At 68.8% G+C, this 22,196-nt stretch carries 17 protein-coding genes; 8 read left to right on the top strand and 9 right to left on the bottom strand.

Annotated features, from left to right (window positions below):
- Window positions 1-246: 246 nt before the first annotated feature.
- Window positions 247-516: a LysM peptidoglycan-binding domain-containing protein gene (locus tag ACQP2T_RS16330; protein WP_433516980.1), complete on the bottom strand. Its 270-nt coding sequence runs from the start codon at window positions 514-516 to the stop codon at window positions 247-249.
- Between the two features lie 1,348 nt (window positions 517-1,864).
- Between ACQP2T_RS16330 and ACQP2T_RS16325 the strand changes: the two genes are divergently transcribed.
- Together ACQP2T_RS16325 and lexA are read left to right on the top strand one after the other, a co-directional pair.
- Window positions 1,865-2,119, top strand: coding sequence for a hypothetical protein (locus ACQP2T_RS16325; protein WP_358544902.1), 255 nt, complete (start codon window positions 1,865-1,867; stop codon window positions 2,117-2,119).
- Window positions 2,120-2,147: 28 nt separating this feature from the next.
- Window positions 2,148-2,858, top strand: a complete 711-nt coding sequence (lexA, locus tag ACQP2T_RS16320; protein ID WP_433516979.1) for a transcriptional repressor LexA — start codon at window positions 2,148-2,150, stop codon at window positions 2,856-2,858.
- Between the two features lie 552 nt (window positions 2,859-3,410).
- Here the strand turns inward: lexA and ACQP2T_RS16315 are convergent.
- Window positions 3,411-4,058 (bottom strand): winged helix-turn-helix transcriptional regulator, encoded by a 648-nt coding sequence (locus ACQP2T_RS16315; protein WP_433516978.1) that lies wholly within the window; start codon window positions 4,056-4,058, stop codon window positions 3,411-3,413.
- 96 nt (window positions 4,059-4,154) lie between these two features.
- On the opposite strand from ACQP2T_RS16315, the gene ACQP2T_RS16310 reads away from it, so the two are divergent.
- Entirely contained in the window at window positions 4,155-4,442 is a 288-nt protein-coding gene (locus ACQP2T_RS16310; RefSeq protein WP_433516977.1) for a DUF4287 domain-containing protein, read from the top strand.
- Between the two features lie 92 nt (window positions 4,443-4,534).
- On the opposite strand, the gene ACQP2T_RS16305 is transcribed toward ACQP2T_RS16310, so the two are convergent.
- Both ACQP2T_RS16305 and ACQP2T_RS16300 read right to left on the bottom strand, forming a co-directional pair.
- The gene (locus tag ACQP2T_RS16305) at window positions 4,535-5,710 is read right to left on the bottom strand and encodes a methyltransferase domain-containing protein (protein ID WP_433516976.1); all 1,176 of its coding nucleotides are present in this window, start codon (window positions 5,708-5,710) and stop codon (window positions 4,535-4,537) included.
- A complete protein-coding gene (locus ACQP2T_RS16300) occupies window positions 5,707-6,663 on the bottom strand; it encodes a radical SAM protein (RefSeq protein ID WP_433516975.1) in 957 nt (318 codons plus the stop codon). The genes ACQP2T_RS16305 and ACQP2T_RS16300 overlap by 4 nt, the downstream gene beginning before the upstream one ends.
- Before the next feature lie 308 nt (window positions 6,664-6,971).
- On the opposite strand from ACQP2T_RS16300, the gene ACQP2T_RS16295 reads away from it, so the two are divergent.
- On the top strand, window positions 6,972-8,096 hold the full coding sequence (locus ACQP2T_RS16295; RefSeq protein WP_433516974.1) for a helix-turn-helix domain-containing protein: 1,125 nt from the start codon (window positions 6,972-6,974) through the stop codon (window positions 8,094-8,096).
- Here the strand turns inward: ACQP2T_RS16295 and ACQP2T_RS16290 are convergent.
- Window positions 8,093-8,920: an alpha/beta hydrolase gene (locus ACQP2T_RS16290; protein WP_433516973.1), complete on the bottom strand. Its 828-nt coding sequence runs from the start codon at window positions 8,918-8,920 to the stop codon at window positions 8,093-8,095. The genes ACQP2T_RS16295 and ACQP2T_RS16290 overlap by 4 nt on opposite strands.
- Before the next feature lie 105 nt (window positions 8,921-9,025).
- On the opposite strand from ACQP2T_RS16290, the gene ACQP2T_RS16285 reads away from it, so the two are divergent.
- Window positions 9,026-10,135 carry a MalY/PatB family protein gene (locus tag ACQP2T_RS16285; protein ID WP_433516972.1) on the top strand — a complete coding sequence of 370 codons (1,110 nt, stop codon included), beginning with the start codon at window positions 9,026-9,028 and terminating at the stop codon, window positions 10,133-10,135.
- Here the strand turns inward: ACQP2T_RS16285 and ACQP2T_RS16280 are convergent.
- On the bottom strand, window positions 10,132-11,205 hold the full coding sequence (locus ACQP2T_RS16280) for a hypothetical protein (RefSeq protein ID WP_433516971.1): 1,074 nt from the start codon (window positions 11,203-11,205) through the stop codon (window positions 10,132-10,134). The two genes, ACQP2T_RS16285 and ACQP2T_RS16280, sit on opposite strands and share 4 nt — an antisense overlap.
- A 134-nt stretch (window positions 11,206-11,339) precedes the next feature.
- Window positions 11,340-14,516 carry a S41 family peptidase gene (locus ACQP2T_RS16275; RefSeq protein WP_433516970.1) on the bottom strand — a complete coding sequence of 1,059 codons (3,177 nt, stop codon included), beginning with the start codon at window positions 14,514-14,516 and terminating at the stop codon, window positions 11,340-11,342.
- Between the two features lie 128 nt (window positions 14,517-14,644).
- On the opposite strand from ACQP2T_RS16275, the gene ACQP2T_RS16270 reads away from it, so the two are divergent.
- Both ACQP2T_RS16270 and ACQP2T_RS16265 read left to right on the top strand, forming a co-directional pair.
- Complete coding sequence (locus ACQP2T_RS16270; RefSeq protein ID WP_433516969.1) at window positions 14,645-15,064, top strand: hypothetical protein; 420 nt, start codon at window positions 14,645-14,647, stop codon at window positions 15,062-15,064.
- 50 nt (window positions 15,065-15,114) lie between these two features.
- Window positions 15,115-16,080, top strand: a complete 966-nt coding sequence (locus ACQP2T_RS16265) for a TIGR03557 family F420-dependent LLM class oxidoreductase (RefSeq protein WP_433516968.1) — start codon at window positions 15,115-15,117, stop codon at window positions 16,078-16,080.
- Window positions 16,081-16,139: 59 nt separating this feature from the next.
- Here the strand turns inward: ACQP2T_RS16265 and leuS are convergent, their stop codons facing one another.
- Window positions 16,140-18,620, bottom strand: a complete 2,481-nt coding sequence (gene leuS, locus ACQP2T_RS16260) for a leucine--tRNA ligase (protein WP_433516967.1) — start codon at window positions 18,618-18,620, stop codon at window positions 16,140-16,142.
- A gap of 1,166 nt (window positions 18,621-19,786) precedes the next feature.
- Between leuS and ACQP2T_RS16255 the strand changes: the two genes are divergently transcribed.
- The gene (locus ACQP2T_RS16255) at window positions 19,787-20,899 is read left to right on the top strand and encodes a hypothetical protein (RefSeq protein ID WP_433516966.1); all 1,113 of its coding nucleotides are present in this window, start codon (window positions 19,787-19,789) and stop codon (window positions 20,897-20,899) included.
- 45 nt (window positions 20,900-20,944) lie between these two features.
- Here ACQP2T_RS16255 and ACQP2T_RS16250 read toward each other — a convergent pair whose 3' ends face one another.
- The gene (locus ACQP2T_RS16250; RefSeq protein WP_433516965.1) at window positions 20,945-22,186 is read right to left on the bottom strand and encodes a cytochrome P450; all 1,242 of its coding nucleotides are present in this window, start codon (window positions 22,184-22,186) and stop codon (window positions 20,945-20,947) included.
- Window positions 22,187-22,196: the final 10 nt, after the last annotated feature.

Below are 22,196 nucleotides of genomic sequence, written 5' to 3'. Positions count from 1 at the left end.
GTTCCTCGCCTCGCTGGTCACGTTGGTTGGCCGGTCTCACGTGGGTGAACACGGCTCACAGGCATCTCGTACGGCACATCCGTACGCGCTCGTCTCCGCGCTTTGGGTTGGGGACGGACCGTATCGCCCACCGGTTGAGAACGGGACCGCGTCGGGGCCGAACGACATCACACAGCAACACACGGTTACGGCACTGACACCGGGCGGCACGGCCTCCGCACGGCACCGATCAGGACTGTTCGAGGCTTACGGCAGGGCGTGGGCGCTCGGGACGTACAGGCGGCTGCCGGGGCGGATGAGCGAGCTGGGCAGGCCGTTCAGCCGCTTGATCTCGCTCACGACCGCTCCAGGATCGCCCTCGTCGGGAGCCATCGCGTCGGCGATCGTCCAGAGAGTGTCCCCCTCGTGGACGGTCACCCACGGCAGACCCGCATGACTCGGTACGGCGGGCGCCGCGGACGCCTGGCTGACCGCGCGGGTGCCGAGCCAGAAGCCGCCCAGGGACAGCAGAGCCATGGCCATCACCAGTACGGCCCGCCCCCGTCGCGTGAGCCGTACGGGAGGATTACGCCGCCCCCGTCGAGTGACGCCGGCCTGCCTCCTGGACAGACGGGTCCGATCGGCGGGCAGGCCACCCTTACGCCGGGGACGGCGCGTGTGCGAGCCCGGCACCTCACGGACCCGGCCACCGGAACGACCTGCCACTTCCCGAGCCCGGCCCCCGGCACGCCCTCCCACACGCTTTGACCGCGCAGGGTGTCGACCACCCACCCGGCGCGCCCGCCCCTCTGAGGGGACCACAGCCTCCCCAGACCGAAGCTCGGACCGGCCACCCGATTCCTGAGACCGGCCTTCGGACCGGCCACCCGCCCCACGGCGCCGGCTCTCGGACCGGCGCCCTGCCTCCCGGGACCGGCTCTCAGACTGGCCATCCGCTTCACGGGATCGACCCTCGGACCGGCCACTCGCCCCACGGGACCGGCCCCCGGGTCGGCTTTCTGCCTCACTGGGCCGAACGCCCGCATCGCGCAGAGGGCCCTCCGCGCGGCCGTCGCCCGCCCGAAGCGAGGAGCTCCCGGACTCCACCGATCGCCCGGCTTCCGCTGAACTTGCGGGCTCCTCTGGGCGCCCGGTCGCGTCCGTGGGTCGCACACTTCCACCAGGCGGCAGTGTGTCGTCGGCGTCAGGGCGTGGCGCCGGCACCAACCACAGGAGCGGTCTCCCCTGCGCCGCAGCCCGACGGCTGAGAGGCCCTCTGCCAGCCGATCCTCCCCCGGTACGTACGCCGCCTCCCCCCGGACGGCCCCCACTGCCGTATTCGGGACGACCCCCGCCCCCGCGCGCAGGCCGTGCTCCGCCTTCCCTGCCGATACGGCCTCCGTCTCCACCCTCGCGAATGCCCGCGCCCCCACTCCGCAGACGACCCGCACCCCCGACTCCGGAACGGGCCCCTCCCGCTATCCCGAGACGGCCTTCTGGTCCCGAAACAGCGGACCCCGGACCGGCGAACCCCGAACCACCGGATCCCGAACCGGCCGACGCCGGACCGCCAGGCCTCGGACCGGCCGACCCCGAATCGCCAGACGCCGAACCAGCAGACCCTGGACCAGCAGACCTCGGACCAACAGACGCCGATCCAACCGGCCCTGAACCGACGGACCCCGGAGCCCGGCTGTCGGAGCTGTCACGAGTATGCGGGCGTTCGCGACCTGGCCCGTTGGCATCCGGCCCGTCGGCATCCGGCCCGTCGGCATCTGGCCGGTTGGCGGAATCGCCGCCCCGACAACCGTCCCCTCGGTCGTCACCCGTGTTTCCGCCCTCTGCCACCGGCCGCCGGGTGGCGTCTGCCAGGAGGGTGAGTCGCTTGACGTCGTCGCTGGTCGCATCTGTGATGGTGGTCGCTCGCATGTGTGACCTCCCAGCCGTCCCGGCCCGAAAAAAAGACCCAATAAAGATCGGCAAATCGAACACGGTGTCGATCGAACTCCCGTACGATGTTGTACACCACGCTGCCAACAATTTCGAGGAAGACTCGAACAATTGTTTGAAGATGATCTTCAACAGCGATACGGTCGCTGTGTGCGACACGAAGACCACGGACCGGGAGATTCGCCGGTGAGGCGGGCCGCCGGGCGAGGAGGCAGATCATGAGCGATCGGGATGACGCCAACGGGGTCAGTGACCTCGCGGTGCGTCGGCGTGACTCCCTGGGCCTGACACCCAGGCAACGCAAGATCCTCGAGGTGATTCGCGACTCGGTCCAACAGCGGGGCTACCCGCCGTCCATGCGCGAGATCGGCGAGGCCGTGCAACTGACCAGCACGTCCAGCGTGTCGCACCAGCTGACGGCGTTGCAGCGCAAGGGCTACCTGAGACGCGACCCCCACCGGCCGCGCGCGCTCGAGGTGCGTCTGCCCGGCGAGCCCGTGCTCTGGGTCGATCCCGACGCCGCCAACGAGTCCGACTCTCCGGTGAGCAGGCCCACGGCCGCATACGTGCCGCTGGTCGGCCGGATCGCCGCCGGTGGGCCTATCCTCGCCGAGGAGAGCGTCGAAGACGTCTTCGCCCTGCCCAAGCAACTGGTCGGTGAAGGCACCCTCTTCCTCCTGCAGGTCGCCGGTGATTCGATGATCGACGCCGCCATCGCCGACGGCGACTGGGTCGTCGTCCGCCAGCAGCCGGTCGCGGAGAGCGGCGACATCGTGGCGGCCATGATCGAGGGCGAGGCCACGGTGAAGACGTTCAAGCGCAAGGACGGCCACGTCTGGCTGGTGCCCCACAACGCCAACTACGACCCGATCCCGGGCGACGAGGCCAGCGTCCTGGGCAAGGTCGTGGCAGTCCTCCGCCGCCTCTAGCACCACACGCATGACAGGGTGATGCGCCCGCCGTACGGCGTACGGCATCGGCGCCGTACACATGCGACGGGGGCATGGCAGGCAACACGCCTGCCATGCCCCCGTCCGCGCACCCCCAGAAGTACGGCCATCAGCCATGCGGCCAGAACGCCGGTCTCAGGACAGGAAACGGATGGCAGGCCGTCGGCCTCGGGGTCAAGGACTGGATCGTAGGCGGCCGGACCCCGCGACCGACTGCTGGCGGAAATCGGCGCACCAAAGAGAGATCTTGCCGACGTCATCAACGTGTCCGCTGGACTCCTGATAGCTATTAAGGTCCGATGGCGTTGCCGACACCCCGGAACCACGGGCCGACGCCGCACGGCTCCTGCGGGACGAGCGAGCCGCCCAGATCCCGCAAGCGCCTGGCGGAGATCCGCTTCCGCCTGCAGCATCCGCGCGGCCATCCCGCCAGCAGAAATCTCGTTGAATCACTTCCTGGACAGACCCGCGAGATCCTGAGGCTTCGAGGAAGGGATCAGGCCGGGGTGAACGGCATGGCCGGCCTGTTGATCAGAAGCGGAACATCTCGGCGAATCGACTGAGTAGCACGGGATCGCCTTCTACGCGCACGCTGCCGTCGTGGAGCACTTCGTTGGGGGCCTTGCTGCCACTCATCAGTTCGCGGATGGGGTGGCCGGTCAGCCGTTCGATGACGAGGTCGGGGGCGGGGTGCGGGCCGATGCCGACTGTGAGTATTCCATCGATGATCTGCAGGCGGAGCGTGTGATCGCCCATGCGGACCTCGTAGCCGACGGTGGCTCCTAGGGCGGCTTCCGGCCGGTACGTGGTACGGAAGGACATGGCGACTGATTCGGCGGTGACGAGCTCGCCTGGGCGAGGCTCGGCGAGCGTCCGCGCGCCCCAGCGGCCCAGCGCGATCAGCGCCGGCTCGAGGTCGCGTCCGTAGTCGGTGAGCTCGTAGACGACCGCACGTTCGGGATGCCGAAGGGCGCGACGGGTGGCCAGTCCCATCTCTTCGAGTTGTTTGAGGCGGGCCGAAAGGATGTTGGTCGGGATCGCGGGCAAGCCCCTGCGCAGGTCCGTGAAGCGCTGGGCCCCGGTGAGCAGGTTACGGATGATCAGCATGCTCCACCGTTCGCCGACCATCTCCATCGCGCGGGCCAGGCCGCAGAACTGTCCGTACTCCCGAGACGCCATGATGCAGATCTTATCCCATGATTCAGTTGACAGATCGTACTTGCAAAATACAAGCTTGCAGCTCGCAGGGCTTCCCCCACGGAATGGAGAGAACGCATGTCGTTCCAGGCATACCTCGACAACATCGAGGCCAAGACCGGACTGACTCCACGTGAGTTCATCGCTCTGGCGAAGGAGCGCGGCTTCGACGAGCCGTCCGTGAAAGCCGGAGTGATCACTGACTGGCTGAAGCAGGACTATGACCTCGGACGTGGACACGCGATGGCGTTGGTGCACGTGATCAAAAAGGGGCCGAAGATCGACGCCAAACACGTCGGCAGCTCGAGTTCCCATCGCGATGAGTCCGACACGCTATGGCTGGACGGCAAGAACAACCGACCCTGACGAGTTGACCCGGCAACTGCTACTCACCCACAGAATCAGGCCACCGGGTGGCTGCGGGCCATCACAAGGACTGGCCCGCAGCAGGGAATGGTCTATCGGATGGTGGCGGTCCACCGGCCACGCTTGAGCGTGATCACTCCCTCGGGATTGATGGCCGCCTGCGCGCCACGGATCGGCAGTTCCCCGAACGTCAGCCAGTGATCGCGCACCTGGTCCAGGAAGCCGTAAAGGCGGCGCTTCCCGCCCTGGTGGACGGTCACCTTGCCATCTCGCTCCTCGGCGCGGGCCCACGACCCATCCTCATGGCCCATGAGCGCAACCCGGTCGGGCTTGTCGTCGTAGGTGATGAAGCGGTGCTCGATGCCGGGCGCGACAAGTTCCAGCATCGTGCTGACGTCCCACGCGTTGACCACGTCCATCACCGGGAAAGGGCTGGATTCGACCTGCTCACCCTCCTCGGTGCGGGCGTGCTCGAGGGCGTCCCAGTTACGCGCCGGATAGTCGCTGCCGTGCCGGGTGCGCATGAACCCGGCGCGGTCCCACTCGACCCTGCCGGCCGCCCCTCCGTCCTGCTGCTTGTCGGCGGTGATGATCAGGCTCGTACCGATGATCGTGGTCACCAGCCGGCCGCCCGGCTTCAACGCGGCCAGCCAGCAGCGCGGGATCGGTTTGACGGCCACGGTGGCGATGATCCGGTCCCATTCTCCGGGCAGCGGGCCCGCCGTGGCGTCCGCGGTGAGGAGCTGCGGCCGGTAGCCGATCTCGTCCAGCCGCTTCTCGGCGGCCGCTGTGAGATACGGGTCCACGTCGATCGCCGTGACCCTCGGGTGGCCGAGCCGAGCGCACAGGAGAGCCGTGCCGTAGCCGGTGCCGGTGCCCACGTCCAGGACGGTAGACCGGCTGTCGATCGAGGCGTGCCGGAACATCTGTACGAGCAAGCCAGGCAGCGTGCTCGACGACGTCGGGGACCCTTGCAGGAGAGCGTCGGGCTTGGCGTGGTCGGCGTGGACGTCGCCCACTCGGGTGACGAGGGTCCAGTCGCGGTACGCGGCGGCCAGCCACCGATCGTGGTCACCGTCGCCGATGCGCGGTTGCCAGCCCTTGGACGTCTTCGCCCACCAACGGGGCACGAACGGGTGACGTTGGGTGTTGGCGACCAGAGCGCGCCATCGCGACCCGGGCGGGGCCACCGCGACGGCGAGCTGGCGAGCGTGGTCCTTCCAGGAGTCCATGAGCAAGTATTCACTCGCCGGGTTCGGGTCGTTCACTGGTTTCCCGCCTTGCGGAGGTTGACGGCGGGGATGGGCAGGAGCAGCGCGTTTCCCTCGCACTCTGTGGAGGCGGGCGGGCAGTCGTTGCCGTCGCTCGCCGGCGGGCACTCCGATATCGGCGCGCAAGGCGGTTCGTCACCGAGTCGGGGCACCAGCGGCAGCAGAGCGTTCCAGGCCGGGCCGTTGAGGATCTCGCCGATCGGTGTCTTGCGCACGTTCCCGGCTGGGGGCAGGAACCGCGACATGACGCACATGGTGACGTCCCCGTCCGGATTGACGGCGGCGCGGCCGTTGCCGCACTGGCCGCACAGTTCGGCACAAGTCGCCTCGATGCCCGTCCCCTCAGTGGCCCTGCCGATGCCGCGCATCCGATCGACCGGAGCGAGGTTCGGGACGCCGAGGGCCTTCATCTCAGCGTGGGCCTCGTAGGCGCGCTGGCCCTCAAACGTCTCGACGATCGCTACCTTGAGCGGGATGCCACATTCCAACGCCTTGACGATCGCCGCCCGGGTCCGCATGTGGGACCTGGGTTGGCGGGTGACCCTGTCGTGCAGCTCCGCCACGTCGCTGTAGTAGCTGGTCGCCAGCGTGACGCGAGGCTTGGCGTACAGCTCCCACATCGCGGGCGTGACGTGGTACAGGTTGGAGAACACCTGCAGCTCCAGGCCGGCGCGCAGAGCGTACTCGGCCAGCGGCAGGAAGTCGGGGTGCATGGTGGGCTCGCCGCCGATGAGCTGGACGCGCCGGATGCCGGCGGCCGGGGCGGCACCGCTCACCTGCTCCCAGTCGTAGCGGGTCATGCTGCCGTGCGACTCTGCGGGGCTCGACTTGTTGTAGCAGTGCCCGCACCTGAGTTGACAGGTGAGGGTGAGCTCCAGCTCCAGGAACCACACGGGCTCGAGGTCAGGTACGGCGATGGTGCGGGTCGTGATGGCTGGTTCAGCTGTCATGGTGATGCTCTTTCGTGAGGTGGATCTTCTCAGGTCTTGGGGTCAGGACCTCGGTTCCTGATCTAGGTCCCAGATCTCCCGGTGTTCGCGCACTGTGGCCGGGGCCGCCTTTTGCGGTAAGGGCCCTGGTAGATGCAGCCCGCAGTAGTAGCGTCGTCAGCACTGTCAGTGATGGGCTAGGGGCGGCCTGTCCGCAGGGGTGTCCGCAGAATTGCGGACACCACGCGGACGCCACCGTGCGGACACGACGGGAGCGCCGTATGGGGATAGAAACGTTCGGCGAGGCGCTCCGACGCCTACGAGCAGATATGTCCCTCCGGGAGCTGGCCAGCCTGGCCCACTGCAGCAAGAGCCATATCGCCGATCTCGAAACCGGGCGACGCTTCCCGAGCATGCCCGTCGCGATGGCTGTCGATAAGGCGCTCGGGGCGAACGGCGAACTCGTCGCTCTGGCCGACCGCGGACAACGTGCTGTTGTGTGGCCGGCAGCGAGTCTGGACGCGCTGCCACCTGTCAAGGCGATCCTGGCTGATCCTCGTCGTTTCATCGATGGGGATGCGGTGAAGGAACTGCGCGTTCAGCTCGAAGCGAGCAAGGCAGATGATGGTGCTCTCGGCCCGTCTGCGGCTCTGCCCAGGGTGCACGCCCTGCTCGCGGCCGTGCAGCACTCCGTCCGCGAAGTACAACCTCAGGTCCGGCGGCGACTGCTGGCAGTGGGAGCGGAGGCTGCGGAGTTCGTCGGCTGGCTGTACCGCGATCTTGGGGATCTGTCCACGGCAACGTACTGGTACGACCGGGCAATCGAATGGGCGCAAGAAGCAGACGACGGCCCGATGCAGGGCTACGTATTGCTGCGTAAATCCCAACTCGCCTATGACCGGCGCGATGCGCTGAAGGTGCTTACCTTGGCCGAAGCCGCCGGTCTTGAACGCTGGCAGTTGCCAGCGCAGGTCAGAGTCGAAGTCGCGCAGCAGCAAGCCCGCGGCTATGCCATGGTCGGCGAACCAATGAACAGGGTGGATCGGGCACTCGACCAGGCCCTTCAATGGCTCGACGAGTTCGAGAACGGTCGCGACAACAGCGAGACGCAACCAAGCAGTAAGTACAGCCGTGCTGACCTGACCCTGCGAACCGCCAGTTGCTACATCGAGGCAGGGCAACCGGCGCGAGCGGCCGGCCTGTACCAGGAGGTGTTGCAGGGGAAGTCGCTATCCCGGCGGGACCAGGGATACTTTTTGGCTCGCCGAGCCTTCTCTCTGGCTCTAGCTGGTCAGCCCGATGAAGCCGCTACCGTTGGCGTGGTGTCGGTGCGCCTTGCCAACGCCACCAGTTCCCTGCGTACTAAGCGTGAGTTGGGGCGCCTCGTTCGTGCCCTCAGGCCGTGGGCCGCACGGCCCGGACCGAGGGAACTGGGCGAGGCGCTACGTGCTTAGCGGTTCTCCTGTGTCAGCCACTCGGCCACCGTCCGGACGACAAAGGCTTGCCACTCTTGGCTTTGCGGGTGTAGATAATGCGGGTCGTCGTGTACGGCGAAGCCGTGCTGGGCACCCTCGATCTCGACCAGTTGGCACGGCGCCCGGAACTGCGGTACTGCTGCCCTGGACGCTTCCACGGGCACGAAGGTGTCTTTGGAGCCGTGCACGATGAGCGTCGGCGCAGCCACCTCTCCAAGCACTTCGTGGGTACGCAGCCAGAACACCTCGTTGTAGATGGCCCGTCCGTGCTTGAGGGTTGGTGAGTGGAAGAGGTAGCCCTGAGTATGGAGCTGCGCTGCTGCCTCGTCTGTTAGATAGTCGTTCTGCCAGAAACGACGGCTGTCGATAGTGCGCTCTTTGTAGTTCAACCTGGGGTTGAACAGGACCAGGCGGGAGATCTCGGCCGGGCACTTGGCGGCGTAGTAGGCCGTGATGCCGCCGGTGAAGCTCGTACCGAGCAGGCTGAGGGTTGCCGCGCCGGTCGCGTCATCGGCACACCGCAGCGCTACGCGGATGTCGTTGAGGATGGCTGAGAGCGTTAGTTCTTCTTGTCGGCCTTCGCTCTCTCCGTGGCCACGCAGATCAAAGCGCAGGGACGCCAAGCCGAAATCGCTCAGCCCGAGGGCCAGCCGGGTGAAGAACCCACCCTCCTCGCGCGTAACCCCGCCACCATGCACCAGGACGACGGCGTGATCAGGTGCTTCGGCTGGTGTGACGAGTGTTCCGGCAAGGTGGAGGCCGTCGAGGGTGCGGAAGGTGATTTCTTGCTCCGCTGAAGTCACCTACAGCAGCATACGGACGGCATTGATCGTCTGAGAGCGTCCGTGTGGCGGCGAGCCGGAGTGACACGGGCCGGCCAGAACAACGGTGGTTCCTAGAATGACCGCGTGACCGACACAAAGCGGGCAGAAGACCTCAAGGCAACACACGACGGATTCAAGTGGGCCAAAGCCGCCCCCGGCGTCATCCCCGCCTGGATCGCCGACATGGACCTCCCCACCGCCCCAGAGGTCGTCAACGCTATCCAACGGCGGGCCCACGGTGACCTCGGCTACCCCACCTGGCTGGACAGTCCCCGCTGTGGTCCCCTGGCCGAGGCGTTCGTTGAGCGGATGGCCGGTCGGTACGGCTGGGAGCCGGAGATTGAGTATGTGCGGAGTTACTCCGACATCAACCAGGCGCTCCAGGTGCTCCTCCACGTATGGACCCGCCCAGGCGACGGCGTGGCCGTGCATACCCCCGCCTATCCCCCGTTCCTCGGCACGCTGGAGACCATGAACCGGCCGCTGCATCCCCTCCAGCTGATCGCCGACGGGGACTCGTGGCGGTTCGAGGTGCCTGATCTGTCCCGGTGCAAGGTGCTGCTGCTGGTCAACCCGCACAATCCCACGGGCCGGGTCTTCACCCGCGAGGAGCTGACCGAGCTGGCGGAGCACGCCGAGCGTCATGACCTGCTCGTCATCTCCGACGAGATCCACGCCGACCTCGCCTACGCCCCCAACCAGCACATCCCGTTCGCCACCATCCTGCCTGAGCGGACCGTCACGCTCACCTCTGCCACCAAGGCGTTCAATCTCGGCGGCATCCGGTGCTCGGTCGCCCACATCGGCTCGCCGGAGCTGCGTAAGGCTCTCGACGCGCAGCCGCCCTTCGTGTTCGGCTCGGCCAATCTGTTCGGTGTGGAGGCGACGGTGGCGGCCTGGCGGCACGGCGACGCCTGGCTTGAGGAGACCCGTGCCCTGTTGGACAGGAATCGCCGGACGATCGCCGACCGCCTGCCCGAGGGGGTCGGCTACCGCGTCCCGGAGGCCACCTACCTGGCCTGGCTCGACTACGGCCGCCCAGGCGTACAGGAAACGCTCGAACGTGACGCGAAGGTCATGCTGAGCGATGGCGCCACGTTCGGGCCCGGCGGCGCGCACTGCGTACGGCTGAACTTCGCCACCACCGAGCCGATCTTGGCTGAGATCCTGGACCGCATCACACGAACAGGCTAGAAGCGAGGGAAGTCCGTCTCCTCGACCCCCGCCGGCCCGGCGCCCACCGAGTCCTTCTTCAAGGACTCTCCCGCCAGGTACTCCAGCCGCGCAGTAATAGCCCCCTGAATCAGCACAAGAGCGACGGACAACCGCCACCCCACCTTGATGGTCGCCAGCCAGGCAGTCGGGTTGACGGCCGCGACCAAGCGCAGCGCCGCGATCACCCCCAGCTCGCCCATCGTCGTCCAGAACGCGTACGAGTGCAGCCGGTTCAGCTGCCGCACCGCGTCCTGCAACCCGACGGCCCGGCCGGCGGCGTAGTCGGCGAGTTGGACACCCGCGGTGACGAAGTCGCGTAACTTCTGGTCGGCCACGTCCTTGGCGCCGCCGTGCCATGCCGCCGCCAGTGCCTCCAGCTTCATCGGGTCCCCGGCCCCGAAGGTCTCGCCCAGGGAGTTGGCGGCATGGCGCCAGGCCGCGATGGCCTCGTCGACCTTGTCGTCGTTCCAGGTCACGGTGGCCAGCCAGAGTATGAGCCCGGTCCCGGCCGTGACCGACATCGTGGCGGCGACCTTGAGCATGGACAGCGTGCGCTGGCTCAGGTTCGCCATCTTCGCCGCCTCGGCCGACAGGTTCGCGACCCCGGCGGCCGAACCCTGCTGGAGGTAAGAGGACGCCTCCGCCAGCCGGACGAGGGTCATACCCGTGGTGCCGAGCGACGTGAGGCCATATCCCACGCCGTTCCGGACTTCCGGCTCCGGCGAAGGCGCCTTCCCGCGTACGAGAGGCTGCCGGTCGCGGCCGACGGCGAGGACCGCGCGCATGACGTCGTTGGAGGCCCGTACGTACCCGTCGGCGGTGAGCTTCATGTTGCGCGAGATGCCCTCGGCCGATTCCACGCCGCGCCGCGCCCGGCCGTTGAACTCGTCACTGGCCTGGTTGTGGCGTTCCCTCGCCGCACCACCGGCGATGCCGAACGTCCCCAAGGGGAGCCCTGGAACAGCGAGCTTTTCCAGGGCCTTCCGGACGTCCTGGGCGTTCAGTCCGGTTTCCCGGATACCGCTCTGACGGTAGGCGAGAGGTTCCACCGCCTTACCCCTGAAGGAGAGAGTCGACGTCACTCTGGCGATACGCAAGGGACTTCATGGGTCAAGCCTGCCTACAGGATCCGCTCCGATCGTCATCGGAGCGGATCCCGTGATGACTCCGTGATGTCGCGGGGTTATGTCGCGAGAGGCGGCAGGTCCGGAGGTGTGGCCGCCGGGTGCTCGGCCAGCGCGGCGAGCGCGAGTTCGACCGCCTTCTCCAGCTGCGGATCGCGTCCCGCCACCCGGTCCTGCGGCGTGATGACCACCTCGATGTCGGGGTCGACGCCGTAGTTCTCCACGCCCCAGCCCGGTCCGGCCAGCCAGAACGAGTAGCGGGGCTGGGTCACCACCGTCCCGTCCACCAGCGAGTAGCGCGAGTCGATGCCGATCACCCCGCCCCACGTCCGGGTGCCCACCAGCGGACCGATCTTCCGGTTCTTGATGCCCGCGCTGACGATGTCGCCGTCCGAGCCCGCGAACTCGTCGGTGACGGCCACGATCGGGCCGCGCGGCGAGTCCTCGGGGTAGCGCATCGGCTCGTAGCCGCGGGCGTGGTTCCAGCCGGTGACCCGGCGCGACAGCTTCTCCAGCACGAGCTCGGAGGTGTGCCCGCCGCCGTTCTCGCGTACGTCCACGACCAGCCCCTCGCGGGCCATCTCCGTACGCAGGTCGCGATGGAACTGCGCCCATCCCGAGGCCACCATGTCGGGCACGTGCAGGTAACCGAGCCGCCCGTCCGACGCCTGCCGGACGTAGGCCCGGCGGCCCTCCACCCAGTCGTGGTAGCGCAGCTGCGTCTCGTCCGAGATCGGGGTGACCACCACCCGGCGCGTCTCGCCGCCCGACGCCGGTCGTACGGTCAGCTCGATGGGCTGGCCGGCCGTGCCGGACAGGGAGGCGAGCGGGCCGCGTACGGGATCGACGGGCCGTCCGCCCACCGCCACGATCGCGTCGCCCGCGCGCACGGCGACGCCCGGCGCGAGCAGCGGCGAGCGCGCGTCGTGGTCGGACGACTCACCGGGCAGGATCCGTTCGACCCGCCAGACGCCTTCCGCGTCGCGGGTGATGTCGGCGCCGAGCAGGCCCTGGCGCCGCCGCGAGTCGTAGCCCCCGCCGACGGGCCGGGCGTAGGCGTGCGAGGTGCCCAGCTCGCCCTGTACCTCCCAGAGCAGGTCGATGAGCTCGGAGTAGGCACCGATCCGGTCGACCAGCGGCGCGTAGCGGTCGAGCGCGCCCTGCCAGTCGACGCCGTTCATGTCCGCGCGCCAGAAGTGGTCGCGCATCAACCGGCCGGCCTCGGCGTAGCCCTGCCGCCACTCGGCGACCGGGTCGATCTGGACCGTGATCCGGTCGAGATCGATGGTGACGACCTCGTCGCCCTCGCCGCTGGTGCGGGTCTGCAGGCCGTTCTTGCCGTTGAGGACGAGCCTGCTGCCGTCGCCGCTCACCTCGAAGGCGCGCGTCTCCCTGCCGAGCTCGGCCTTGGCGCGCTTCTTGAGGTCGTAGCGTTCGAGGACGGTCTCGCCGGTCGGCTCGGTGCCGTCGCCGAGCAGCCCGGCCGTCGGGTGGCGCAGCCAGAGCAGGGCGTCCTTGGCGGTGCGCAGGTTGCGGTAGTGCGCGGCGGGCACGGGCACCGGCACCACCCGCGAGGCCAGCCCCTCGACGTCCACCTCGGTACGCGGCGGCTCGGCGTCCTTCTTGTCCGAGGTCTTCTTCTCATCCGAAGCAGGGGACGAGGCGGGCTTGTCGTCCTCGCCGTTGAAGCCGCGCCCCTGCAGGCTCGGGTCGAACGGCGAGGGCGTCGTCGCCTGCAACGGCACCAGGTACGGCCGGCAGCCCGCCGGGAACGACAGGTCGAACACGTGCGCGTCGTAGATCGGGTCGAAGGTCCGTACCGACAGGAACGCCAGATGCTTTCCGTCCCTGGTGAAGACCGGGTCGAAGTCGGCGAACCGCAGCGGCGTCACGTCGATGACGGAGGTCCCGTCGAGGCGGCCCATCCTGATCTGCGACAGACGCTCGTCATGCGGATGTACCCATGCCAGCCAGGACGAGTCGGGCGAGAACGTCAGCCCGCCGATGTCCCCTTGCGTCGTGCGATCCAGCTCCCGGACATTTCCGGATTCGAGGTCGATGACCAGCAGCCGCCCGTCATGCGTGGCCGCGGCCGCGTGCTTGCCGTTGGGCGCGGCGGCCAGCTGGAGCACCCGGCCGAGCTCGCCCGCGGCCAGCGTACGGATCTCACCGCCGGGCGTGCCGATCTCCAGGCCGTCCTCACCAGTGGCGTCGGAGACCCAGATCGCCCGGCCGTCGGCGTCGAGCGCCCGCGGTAGCCGTACCCGGACGCCCGGCTCCACCCGCAACGCGCCCGCGGGCCCGTCTCGGTGGGTCACCCAGTGGGCGGTGCCGCGGATCTCGACCGCGCTCGCCCGCCCGGTCTCGTCCGGCGAGAACCCGCCGACGCGGGCCGGCGCCGGTCGCCGCGCGCGAGCCGGACGCGGCCCGCCGAGCTTGACCTCCAGCTTGTACGGCTCCGCGTCCAGGCTCTCCAGCAGCCACAGGTCGCCTGCGTGGCTGTAGACCACCCGCTCCCCGTCGGTCGAGGCGTGGCGGGCGTAGAACTCGTCGTGCCCGGTGTGCTTGCGCAGGTCGGAGCCGTCAGGCAGGGCCGAGTACACGTTGCCGGTGCCGTCGATGTCGGCCAGGAACGCGATGCGGTCACCCACCCACATGACCGACCAGTACTGCGCGTGGCTGTCGGCGAACAGCCGGGCGAACTCGCCGTTCCCCTCGGCGTCGACCCAGAGCTTGCCGGCCGTACCTCCCCGGTAGCGCTTCCAATGTGACGGCTCGCGGTAGACCGGCGACACGGTCGCGACACGGTCGCCGCTGACGGCGGCCTCGCTCACCCACCCGTACGGCAGGCGCACTGCCGGGCCGCCGTCCAGCGGCACCGCGTACGCCCACGTCCTGGACCGCGAGCCCTCTCCCGTCGCGCTGACCGCGAGCACGTCCCCGTCGGCGGTCCACCCGCGCGCGCCGGTCGTCGCGTTGCCCCAGTGGGTCAGCCGCTCGCCCTCGGCCCCGTCGAGCTCGGCGGCGAACACTTCGGGCGGTCCCTCCCGATGGCCGGTCCACGCGATGCGGGCGCCGTCGGGCGAGAACCTGGGGTAGGACACGGGTGTACGGTCGGCGGTGAACCGCCAGGCCCGTCCGCCCGCCACGGGAGCCAGCCAGACATCGTCGTCGGCGACGAAGGTGACCAGGTCACCGTGCAGGTGTGGAAATCTCAGGTATGCGCCAGTTGTCACAGCTGCACACTAGTGCGCGTCCGGCCGCGAAGTCCGCCCTTGAAGTCTTGGTCAAGGCCGTCGCCGGGCAGCGTGTCACAGATGGCGATGGGGCAGAAGCCGTACGTGACGTCATTTCTGGAGGAAACGTGAGGATTCTCGCCCGTCCCCACCAATGGCCGCCCCGCATCGCGGCGGGCGCGTACATCCTGGACTCCGGGTTGACCCTGGCCAAGGCCGACCGCGAGGCCGCCACCGGCGTGCACGGCATGGCGGCCACGGCCTTCCCCTTCCTTCGTCGGCAGGATCCCGAGACGTTCGTGCGGCTGCTGTCGAAATCGCAGATCGCGGTCGGATCGGCGCTGCTGCTCCCGGTGGTGCCGTCGCTGCTCGCGGGGGCGGCGCTCACCGCGTTCGCCGGCGGGCTGCTCGCCTTCTACGTCAAGACCCCCGGGCTGCGCCAGGACGGCACCCTGCGCCCCTCCCAAGAGGGGGTCTCCGTCGCCAAGGACGTCTGGCTGATGGGCATCGGGCTGGGCCTGGTGGTGGAGGAACTGACCCAACGTTGATCTCCGGCGCCTGGTAACTAACGTGTGCGAGCCCGGGTAGTCGGCACACCATGGCAGAAATCGGCTACACCTTGATGTGCGAGCAGACCCCGGCCCGGCAGCTGGTGGACGACGCGGCCACCGCCGAACGGACCGGATTCGACTACGCGGTCATCTCCGACCACTACTTCCCATGGCTTGAGGAGCAGGGTCACTCTCCCTACGCCTGGTCGGTCCTGGGCGCGGCGGCGAACGCCACCGAGCGACTGCCCCTCATGACGTACGTGACGTGCCCCCTGATGCGCTACCACCCGGCCGTGGTCGCGCAGAAGGCCGCCACGATGGGCGTGCTCAGCCAGGGGCGGTTCGCGCTGGGGCTGGGCTCCGGCGAGAACCTGAACGAGCACGTGATCGGCGAGGGCTGGCCACCGGTCAACACCCGGCACCGGATGCTGCGCGAGGCCGTCCAGATCATCAAGAAGCTGTTCTCCGGCGAGTACGTCACCTACCAGGGCGAGTTCTATGACGTGGACTCGGCCAAGCTCTATGACCTGCCCGAGCGCCGGATCCCGATCGGGGGCGCCGCCTCCGGTGGGCAGTCGGCGGACCTGGCCGCCGAGTTCGGCGACCTGCTGATCGTCAACGAGCCGATGCCGGAGGTGGTGGACCAGTTCAACGCGCTCGGCGGGTCGGGCAAGCCGGTGTACGGCCAGCTGGCCATCTCGTACGACACCGACGCCGAGGCGGCCAAGGAGCGGGCCCACGAGCTGTGGCGCTGGTCGGCGGCCGGGTGGAAGGTGATGGCCGAGCTGCCGGGGCCGGTCAACTTCGGCGCCTACGCCGACTACGTACGGCCCGAGGACGTCGCGGCCAGCGTGCCGTGCGGCGACGACGTGGACGCGGTGGTCGAGGCCGTCCGGAAGTACACCGACGCCGGGTTCACGCACGTCGCGCTCGTCCAGATCGGCCACGACCAGCAGCAGCCCTTCTTCGGCTGGGCCGAGAAGGAACTGCTGCCCGCGCTACGCCGCCTCTGAGTCGCGGCGCCGTCCCTGAAGTCCGACCCGCGCCGCCGCTGAGCCAGGCGGGTCACTCGTCAAGGGACGATGTTGACCAGCTTCGGCGCCCGCACGATCACCTTGCGCGGCTCGCCCGTCAGGTAGGACTGGACCTTCTCCGAGCCCAGGGCCAGCGCCTTCAGGTCGGCCTCCGAGATGTCGGGCGACACCTCCAGGCGCTCGCGCACCTTGCCGGCCACCTGGACGACGCAGGTCACCGACTCCTGCACCAGCAGCGCCGGGTCTGCGGTGGGCCAGCCGGCCCGGCCGACGCCGCCCTCGTGGCCCAGGCGCTCCCAGCCCTCCTCGGCGGTGTAGGGCGCCACCAGCGACAGCATGACGGCCAGCGTCTCGGCCGCCTCGCGGACCGCGGGGTCGGCGGCGCCGGGCCCGGAGTCGATGGCCTTGCGGGCCGCCGAGGTCAGCTCCATCATGCGCGCGATCGCGACGTTGAAGCGCTGGGACTCGACCAGCCGGGTGACCTCGTCGATCGCGTGGTGCGTGGCCTTGCGCAGCTCGACGTCGCCGCCCTCGAACGACACGCCGGGCTCGGCCGCGACCTCGTCCATCACGCGGAAGGCACGGGCCAGGAACTTCTGCGACGCGGCCGGCGACATGTCGGCCCAGTCGATGTCCTCCTCGGGCGGCCCGGCGAACACCATGGTCAGGCGGACCGCGTCGACTCCGAAGTCGTCGATCTGCTGGCCCAGGTCCACGCCGTTGCCCAGGGACTTGGACATGGCCTTGCCGCCGTTGATCACCTGGCCCTGGTTGAGCATGCGCAGGAACGGCTCGGTGAAGTCCAGCATCCCCATGTCGTGCAGGACCTTGGTGAAGAAGCGCGAGTAGAGCAGGTGCAGCACCGCGTGCTCGATGCCGCCGACGTACTGGTCGATCGGGCCCCACTTGCGGACCGCCTCGACGTCGAACGGGCCGTCGGTGTAGCCGGGCGAGGTGTAGCGCAGGAAATACCAGGACGAGTCGACGAAGGTGTCCATGGTGTCGGTGTCGCGCTGGGCGGGACCGCCGCACTTGGGGCACTCGACGTTGACCCAGTCGGTGGCGCTGGCCAGCGGGGACACGCCCTTCGGCGCCAGGGCCTCGCCGCGCAGGTCGGGCAGCGTGATCGGCAGCTGGTCGTCGGGGACGGGCACCTCGCCGCAGTCGACGCAGTGGATGATCGGGATCGGCGTGCCCCAGTAGCGCTGGCGGGACAGCAGCCAGTCGCGCAGCCGGAAGTTGATCGCGCCCGTGCCCTTGCCCTGGGTCTCCAGCACTTCGATGATCTTGGAGATGGCCTCGGTCTTGGACAGCCCGTCCAGCGGGCCGGAGTTGACCAGCTTGCCCTCTCCCGGCGTGGCCTCGCCGGTCTCGCCCGGGTCGGCCAGGCCGGTGTGCACGACGACCTTCACCGGCAGCCCGAACTTCACCGCGAAGTCCAGGTCGCGCTGGTCGTGGGCGGGCACGGCCATGATGGCGCCGTGGCCGTAGTCGGACAGCACGTAGTCGGCCGCCCAGACCTGGATGCGCTCGCCGTTGACCGGGTTGATCGCGTAGCGGCCCAGGAAGACGCCGGTCTTGTCCTTGTCGGTGGACAGCCGCTCGATGTCGCTCAGCTTGGCCGACTCGGCCCGATATGCCTCGAACGCCGCCCGCTGCTCGTCCGTGACGATCTCGTCGGCCAGCGGCGCGTCCACGGCCACCACGAAGAACGTGGCGCCGAACAGCGTGTCGGGCCGCGTGGTGTAGACGTGGACCGGCTCCTCGCGGCCCTCGATCTCGAACAGCACGTCGGCGCCCTCGGAGCGGCCGATCCAGTTGCGCTGCATGGTCAGCAGGCGCTCCGGCCAGCCGTCCAGCTGCTCCATGTCGTCCAGCAGCCGCTGCGCGTAGTCAGTGATCTTGAAGTACCACTGCGTCAGCTCCCGGCGGATCACGTCGCTGCCGCAGCGCTCGCACTTGCCCGCCACGACCTGCTCGTTGGCCAGCACGGTCTGGTCCTGGGGGCACCAGTTGACCAGGCCGCCCTTGCGGTAGGCAAGGCCGCGCTCGAAGAAGCGGATGAACAGCCACTGGTTCCAGCGGTAGTAGTCGGGGTCGCTGGTGTGCAGGCGGCGCGACCAGTCGAAGGAGATGCCGTAGCGCTTGAACGAATTGGCCTGCGTCTCGATGTTGGCGTAGGTCCACTCGGCGGGGTGTGCGTTCCGCTTGATGGCGGCGTTCTCGGCCGGCAGGCCGAAGGAGTCCCACCCGATCGGGTGGAGGACGTTGTAGCCCTTCTGGAACCAGTAGCGCGCGACCACGTCGCCGATCGCGAACACCTCGGCATGGCCCATGTGGAGGTCACCGGAAGGATAGGGGAACATGTCCAGCATGTAGCGCCGCTCACGCGTGTCGGTGGCGTCATCGCTGGCCCGGAACGGGTCCTGCTCCTCCCATCGCTGCTGCCACTTGGCCTGCAGCGCCTGCGGGTTGTACTCACTCACGGCGGTTGTCCTTTTGGATTGACTCGGACCCATAAGAAAACCCCTCGTGCGCATGACGAGGGGCAGCCGCGACGGCGAGCTGATCAGAGCCGTCGCGGCCCGCTAAGAAGCAGGGTCGCGGAACGCATAGGTCAAGCCTAGCGCACGTCTTCGGCTGAATGCGGGTCGTCGAGCCGGGTCAGTGGGCACAATGGACTCTTCAGGTCTGGTGAGATCTGATGGTGATGTATCCGTTGTGACCTCTAATGTCCCATTAGAATACTCTCGTCGCCGTGGTGTACCCAGGAGAAGCAGAACGTCCAGATGGTGGCCTGCCCATGCAGGACCCACCGACGGATCCGCATGGCTTCTCGCGTTTTACTGCGGAACCCCTGGTCTCGCGTGAGATCATGCCGGATGCGTCAAATCCGGACATAACCTCGGGAGGTACGGCAGCAATGGCAACGGAGAATTCCGGAGCACCCCATCTGCCACCGTCCTGGCCCGAGGCGCCTAAGCCGGAGGTGCCGACATCCTGGCCCGAGGCGCCCCGGCAGGACGCGGCATGGCCCGACTCTTCACGGGGCGGTGCCGCCCAGTCGTCATGGCCGGACTCGTCGCAGTCCTCGCCGTCGTGGCCCGACCCCTCGCAATCCTCACCCTCCTGGCCGGACCCGGCGCAGTCTTCGCCGTCCTGGCCCGATCCCGCGCAGTCCTCGCCTTCGTGGCCGGACCCCGCGCAGTCCTCGCCATCTTGGCCGGACCCGGCGCAATCCTCGCCGTCCTGGCCGGACCCATCACAGTCCTCGCCTTCGTGGCCCGATCCGTCTCGGCAGGGCTCCGCGCCCCCGCAGGGGTCGCAGCAGTCCTGGCCGGACTCCGGGCCCGCCTGGTCGGACGCCCCGCCCTCCTCGGACGCGTGGTCGAACCTCGGCCAGCCTGACGGTCGGCCTCAGTCGCGTCCGGGTGACCCGGCCTCCTATGGTCAGGGCTCTCCGGACAACCAGCCCACGGCGTACCACCAGTTCCCGAATCCGCTCGGCGAGCTGGCGTACCCGCCCGCGGACGACCGAGGCACGCCGCGGTCCGGCTCGCCGCTGGACGGCCCCCGCTCCGGCTCCCCGCTGGACGGTCCGCAGGGCGGCTCTCCGCTGGACGGCCCGCGAAACGTCACTCCGCTGGACAGCCGGCGCCGTGGCACTCCCCTCGACGATCGTGCGGTGCCGCGTTCCGCGCCCTCCCCCGACGACCGTCTGGTCGCGTACGGCCAGGCGCCGGTCGGCCAAGCACCGCCCGGCCAGCCGCCCATCGGCCACGGGCCAGGTGGCCACGGTCCGGGTGGGCAAGGTCCGGGTGGGCAAGGACCAGGTGGCCACGGGCCGGGCGGCCAGCCCCCGGGCGGGCAGCCACCGATCGGGGAGGACCAGCAGAGCGAGCAGGGCAGGCCGGGTGCCAACCTGAGCCGTGACCCGTCCGACCCGGACCACAGGTTCGTGACGGCCGGTCAGATCAGCGGCTCCCGCACCCCGCCGCCCGAGCGCCAGCAGGAGCTCTGGGACAACGTCTTCGGCGACAACTACCAGGCGATGGGTGAGCCGGAGTCGCTGGACAACCCCGGCAAACCCCTCTGGATCTACGCCCTGGCGGGCTCGGTGGCCATCGCCCTGGTCGGCGCCGTCCTCTGGGCGTTCCTGGCCGGACCGCTGGCCAGCAACACGCCGGCCGCCACTAACACCGCGGCCCCCAAGGCGAGCACGTCGGCCAGCACCGCCCCCACCAAGGCGGCCAGCTCGATCCCGCGTCTGCCGCGGTGGTCCGGCAAGGCCGCCCCCGTGACGGGCATAGTCGCCAACCCCTCGGCCGGCATCACGATCCCCCGCCTCGGCGGCACCTGGCAGCAGGACCAGCGCGCCACGATCAAGACCACGTACGGCTTCGACACCCGCCAGTACGTGATCACGGGCACCAACAGCTCCGCCCAGATCCTCACCGGCCCGCTCCCGGCCAAGCTGGCGTCCTCGTTCACCAGCGAGGACGACCTGGAGCCGGTGATCAAGCAGGTGGTGCTGAACGCCCGCAAGCGCTTCTTCCCCGAGGGCAACACGGTCAAGAAGATCGCCCAGCAGCCGATCAAGGTCGGGCAGTCCTCGGGCCGGGTCATCGCCTACGCCCTGACCTCGAGCACCGAGAAGGCCACGATCGTCACGGCCGCCATCAACACCGGCAAGGACGTACCGGCGATCGTCTACATGTCGATCCCGTCGACCAGCAAGCAGCTTCTGCCGGACGTCAACACGGTCATCAAGCAGATCAAGGTCACCCCCACCTCGTGACCCCGTCTCCCGGCCCCCGGCATCCCGGGGGTCGGGCAGGTTGTTCTAGAAGGTGCACTCCAGGTGCTTGATGCCGTTGATGAAGCTGGAGTGCAGGCGGTCGGGCTTGCCCGCCTGGATGCCGGGCACCCGGCGGAGCAACTCCCGGTACATCACTGTGATCTCCCGCCGGGCCAGGTGCGCTCCCAGGCAGAAGTGCGGCCCCGGTCCGCCGAACCCCACGTGCGGGTTGGGTGAGCGGGTGATGTCGAACCGCTCGGGCTCCTCGAAGACGGCCTCGTCTCGGTTGGCCGCCCAGTAGTACAGGACCGCCTTGTCGCCCTTCCTGTACAGGTGGCCGTTCATCTCGTAGTCCCTGGTCACCTTGCGGCGCATGAAGTTCACCGGTGAGGCCAGCCGGACGATCTCCTCCACGGCTCCGGCCGCCCGGCCCTGAACGTCCTCCAGCCACAGCGCTCGCTGGTCGGGGTTGTTGGTGAGCAGGCGCAGGCCGTACGAGATGGCGTTGCGGGTGGTCTCGTTGCCCGCCACCACCAGCAGGATGAAGAACGACCCGAGCTCCTGCGACGTCAGCCGCTCGCCGTCGATGTTGGCGTTGACGAGGGAGGACGTCAGGTCGTTCGTGGGCTGGTCGACGCGGTAGGCGGCCAGGTCCTGGACGAGCTGCTGCAGCTCCATCCCGGCGTTGAGCAGGAGCGGGACCACCTGGGTGACGTCGTCGCCGGTGTATTCGGGGTCGAAGCCGCCCAGGATGACGTTCGAGCGTTCGAAGACGAACTGGTAGTCGCGCTCGGGGATGCCCATCATGTCGCAGATGATCTTCAAGGGCAGGCGGGCTGCGACCTCGGTGACGAAGTCGCAGCCGGAGCCCGTGACCAGCAGGTCGTCCACGATCTTGGCGGCCGCGATGTCCACGTCCGCCTCGAACTGCTTGATCATCTTGGGGGTGAAGGCCCGGGAGACGATCCGGCGCAGGCGCGCGTGCCGGGGGTCGTCCATGTTGATCATCGAGCCGAAGTACTCGGCGAACTCGGCGGGCATGTCGAGGATGTTCGTGGCCCCGCCGTCGCCCGAGGAGAAGACCTCGGGAGTGCGGCTGGCCTCCAGGATGTCGGCATGCTTGACCAGCGCGTAGTAGCCGGGCCCCTGCGGGGCGAAGTCGACCACGGGCTCGGCGAAGAAGGCCGGCGTATCTCGCTCCCGCAGCCGGTCGAAGGCGGCCCTCCGCTCCGCCATCGGCTTGGCCCAGAAGTCACGGTCCGACAGGTCGAAGTCAAGCACGTCCATGAAACACCAT

The sequence above is a fragment of the Nonomuraea sp. CA-143628 genome, assembly GCF_050942315.1.
Taxonomy (GTDB): Bacteria; Actinomycetota; Actinomycetes; order Streptosporangiales; family Streptosporangiaceae; genus Nonomuraea.
Note: the sequence above shows the minus strand (reverse complement) of the source record. Positions and strands in the feature narration are given on the sequence as shown.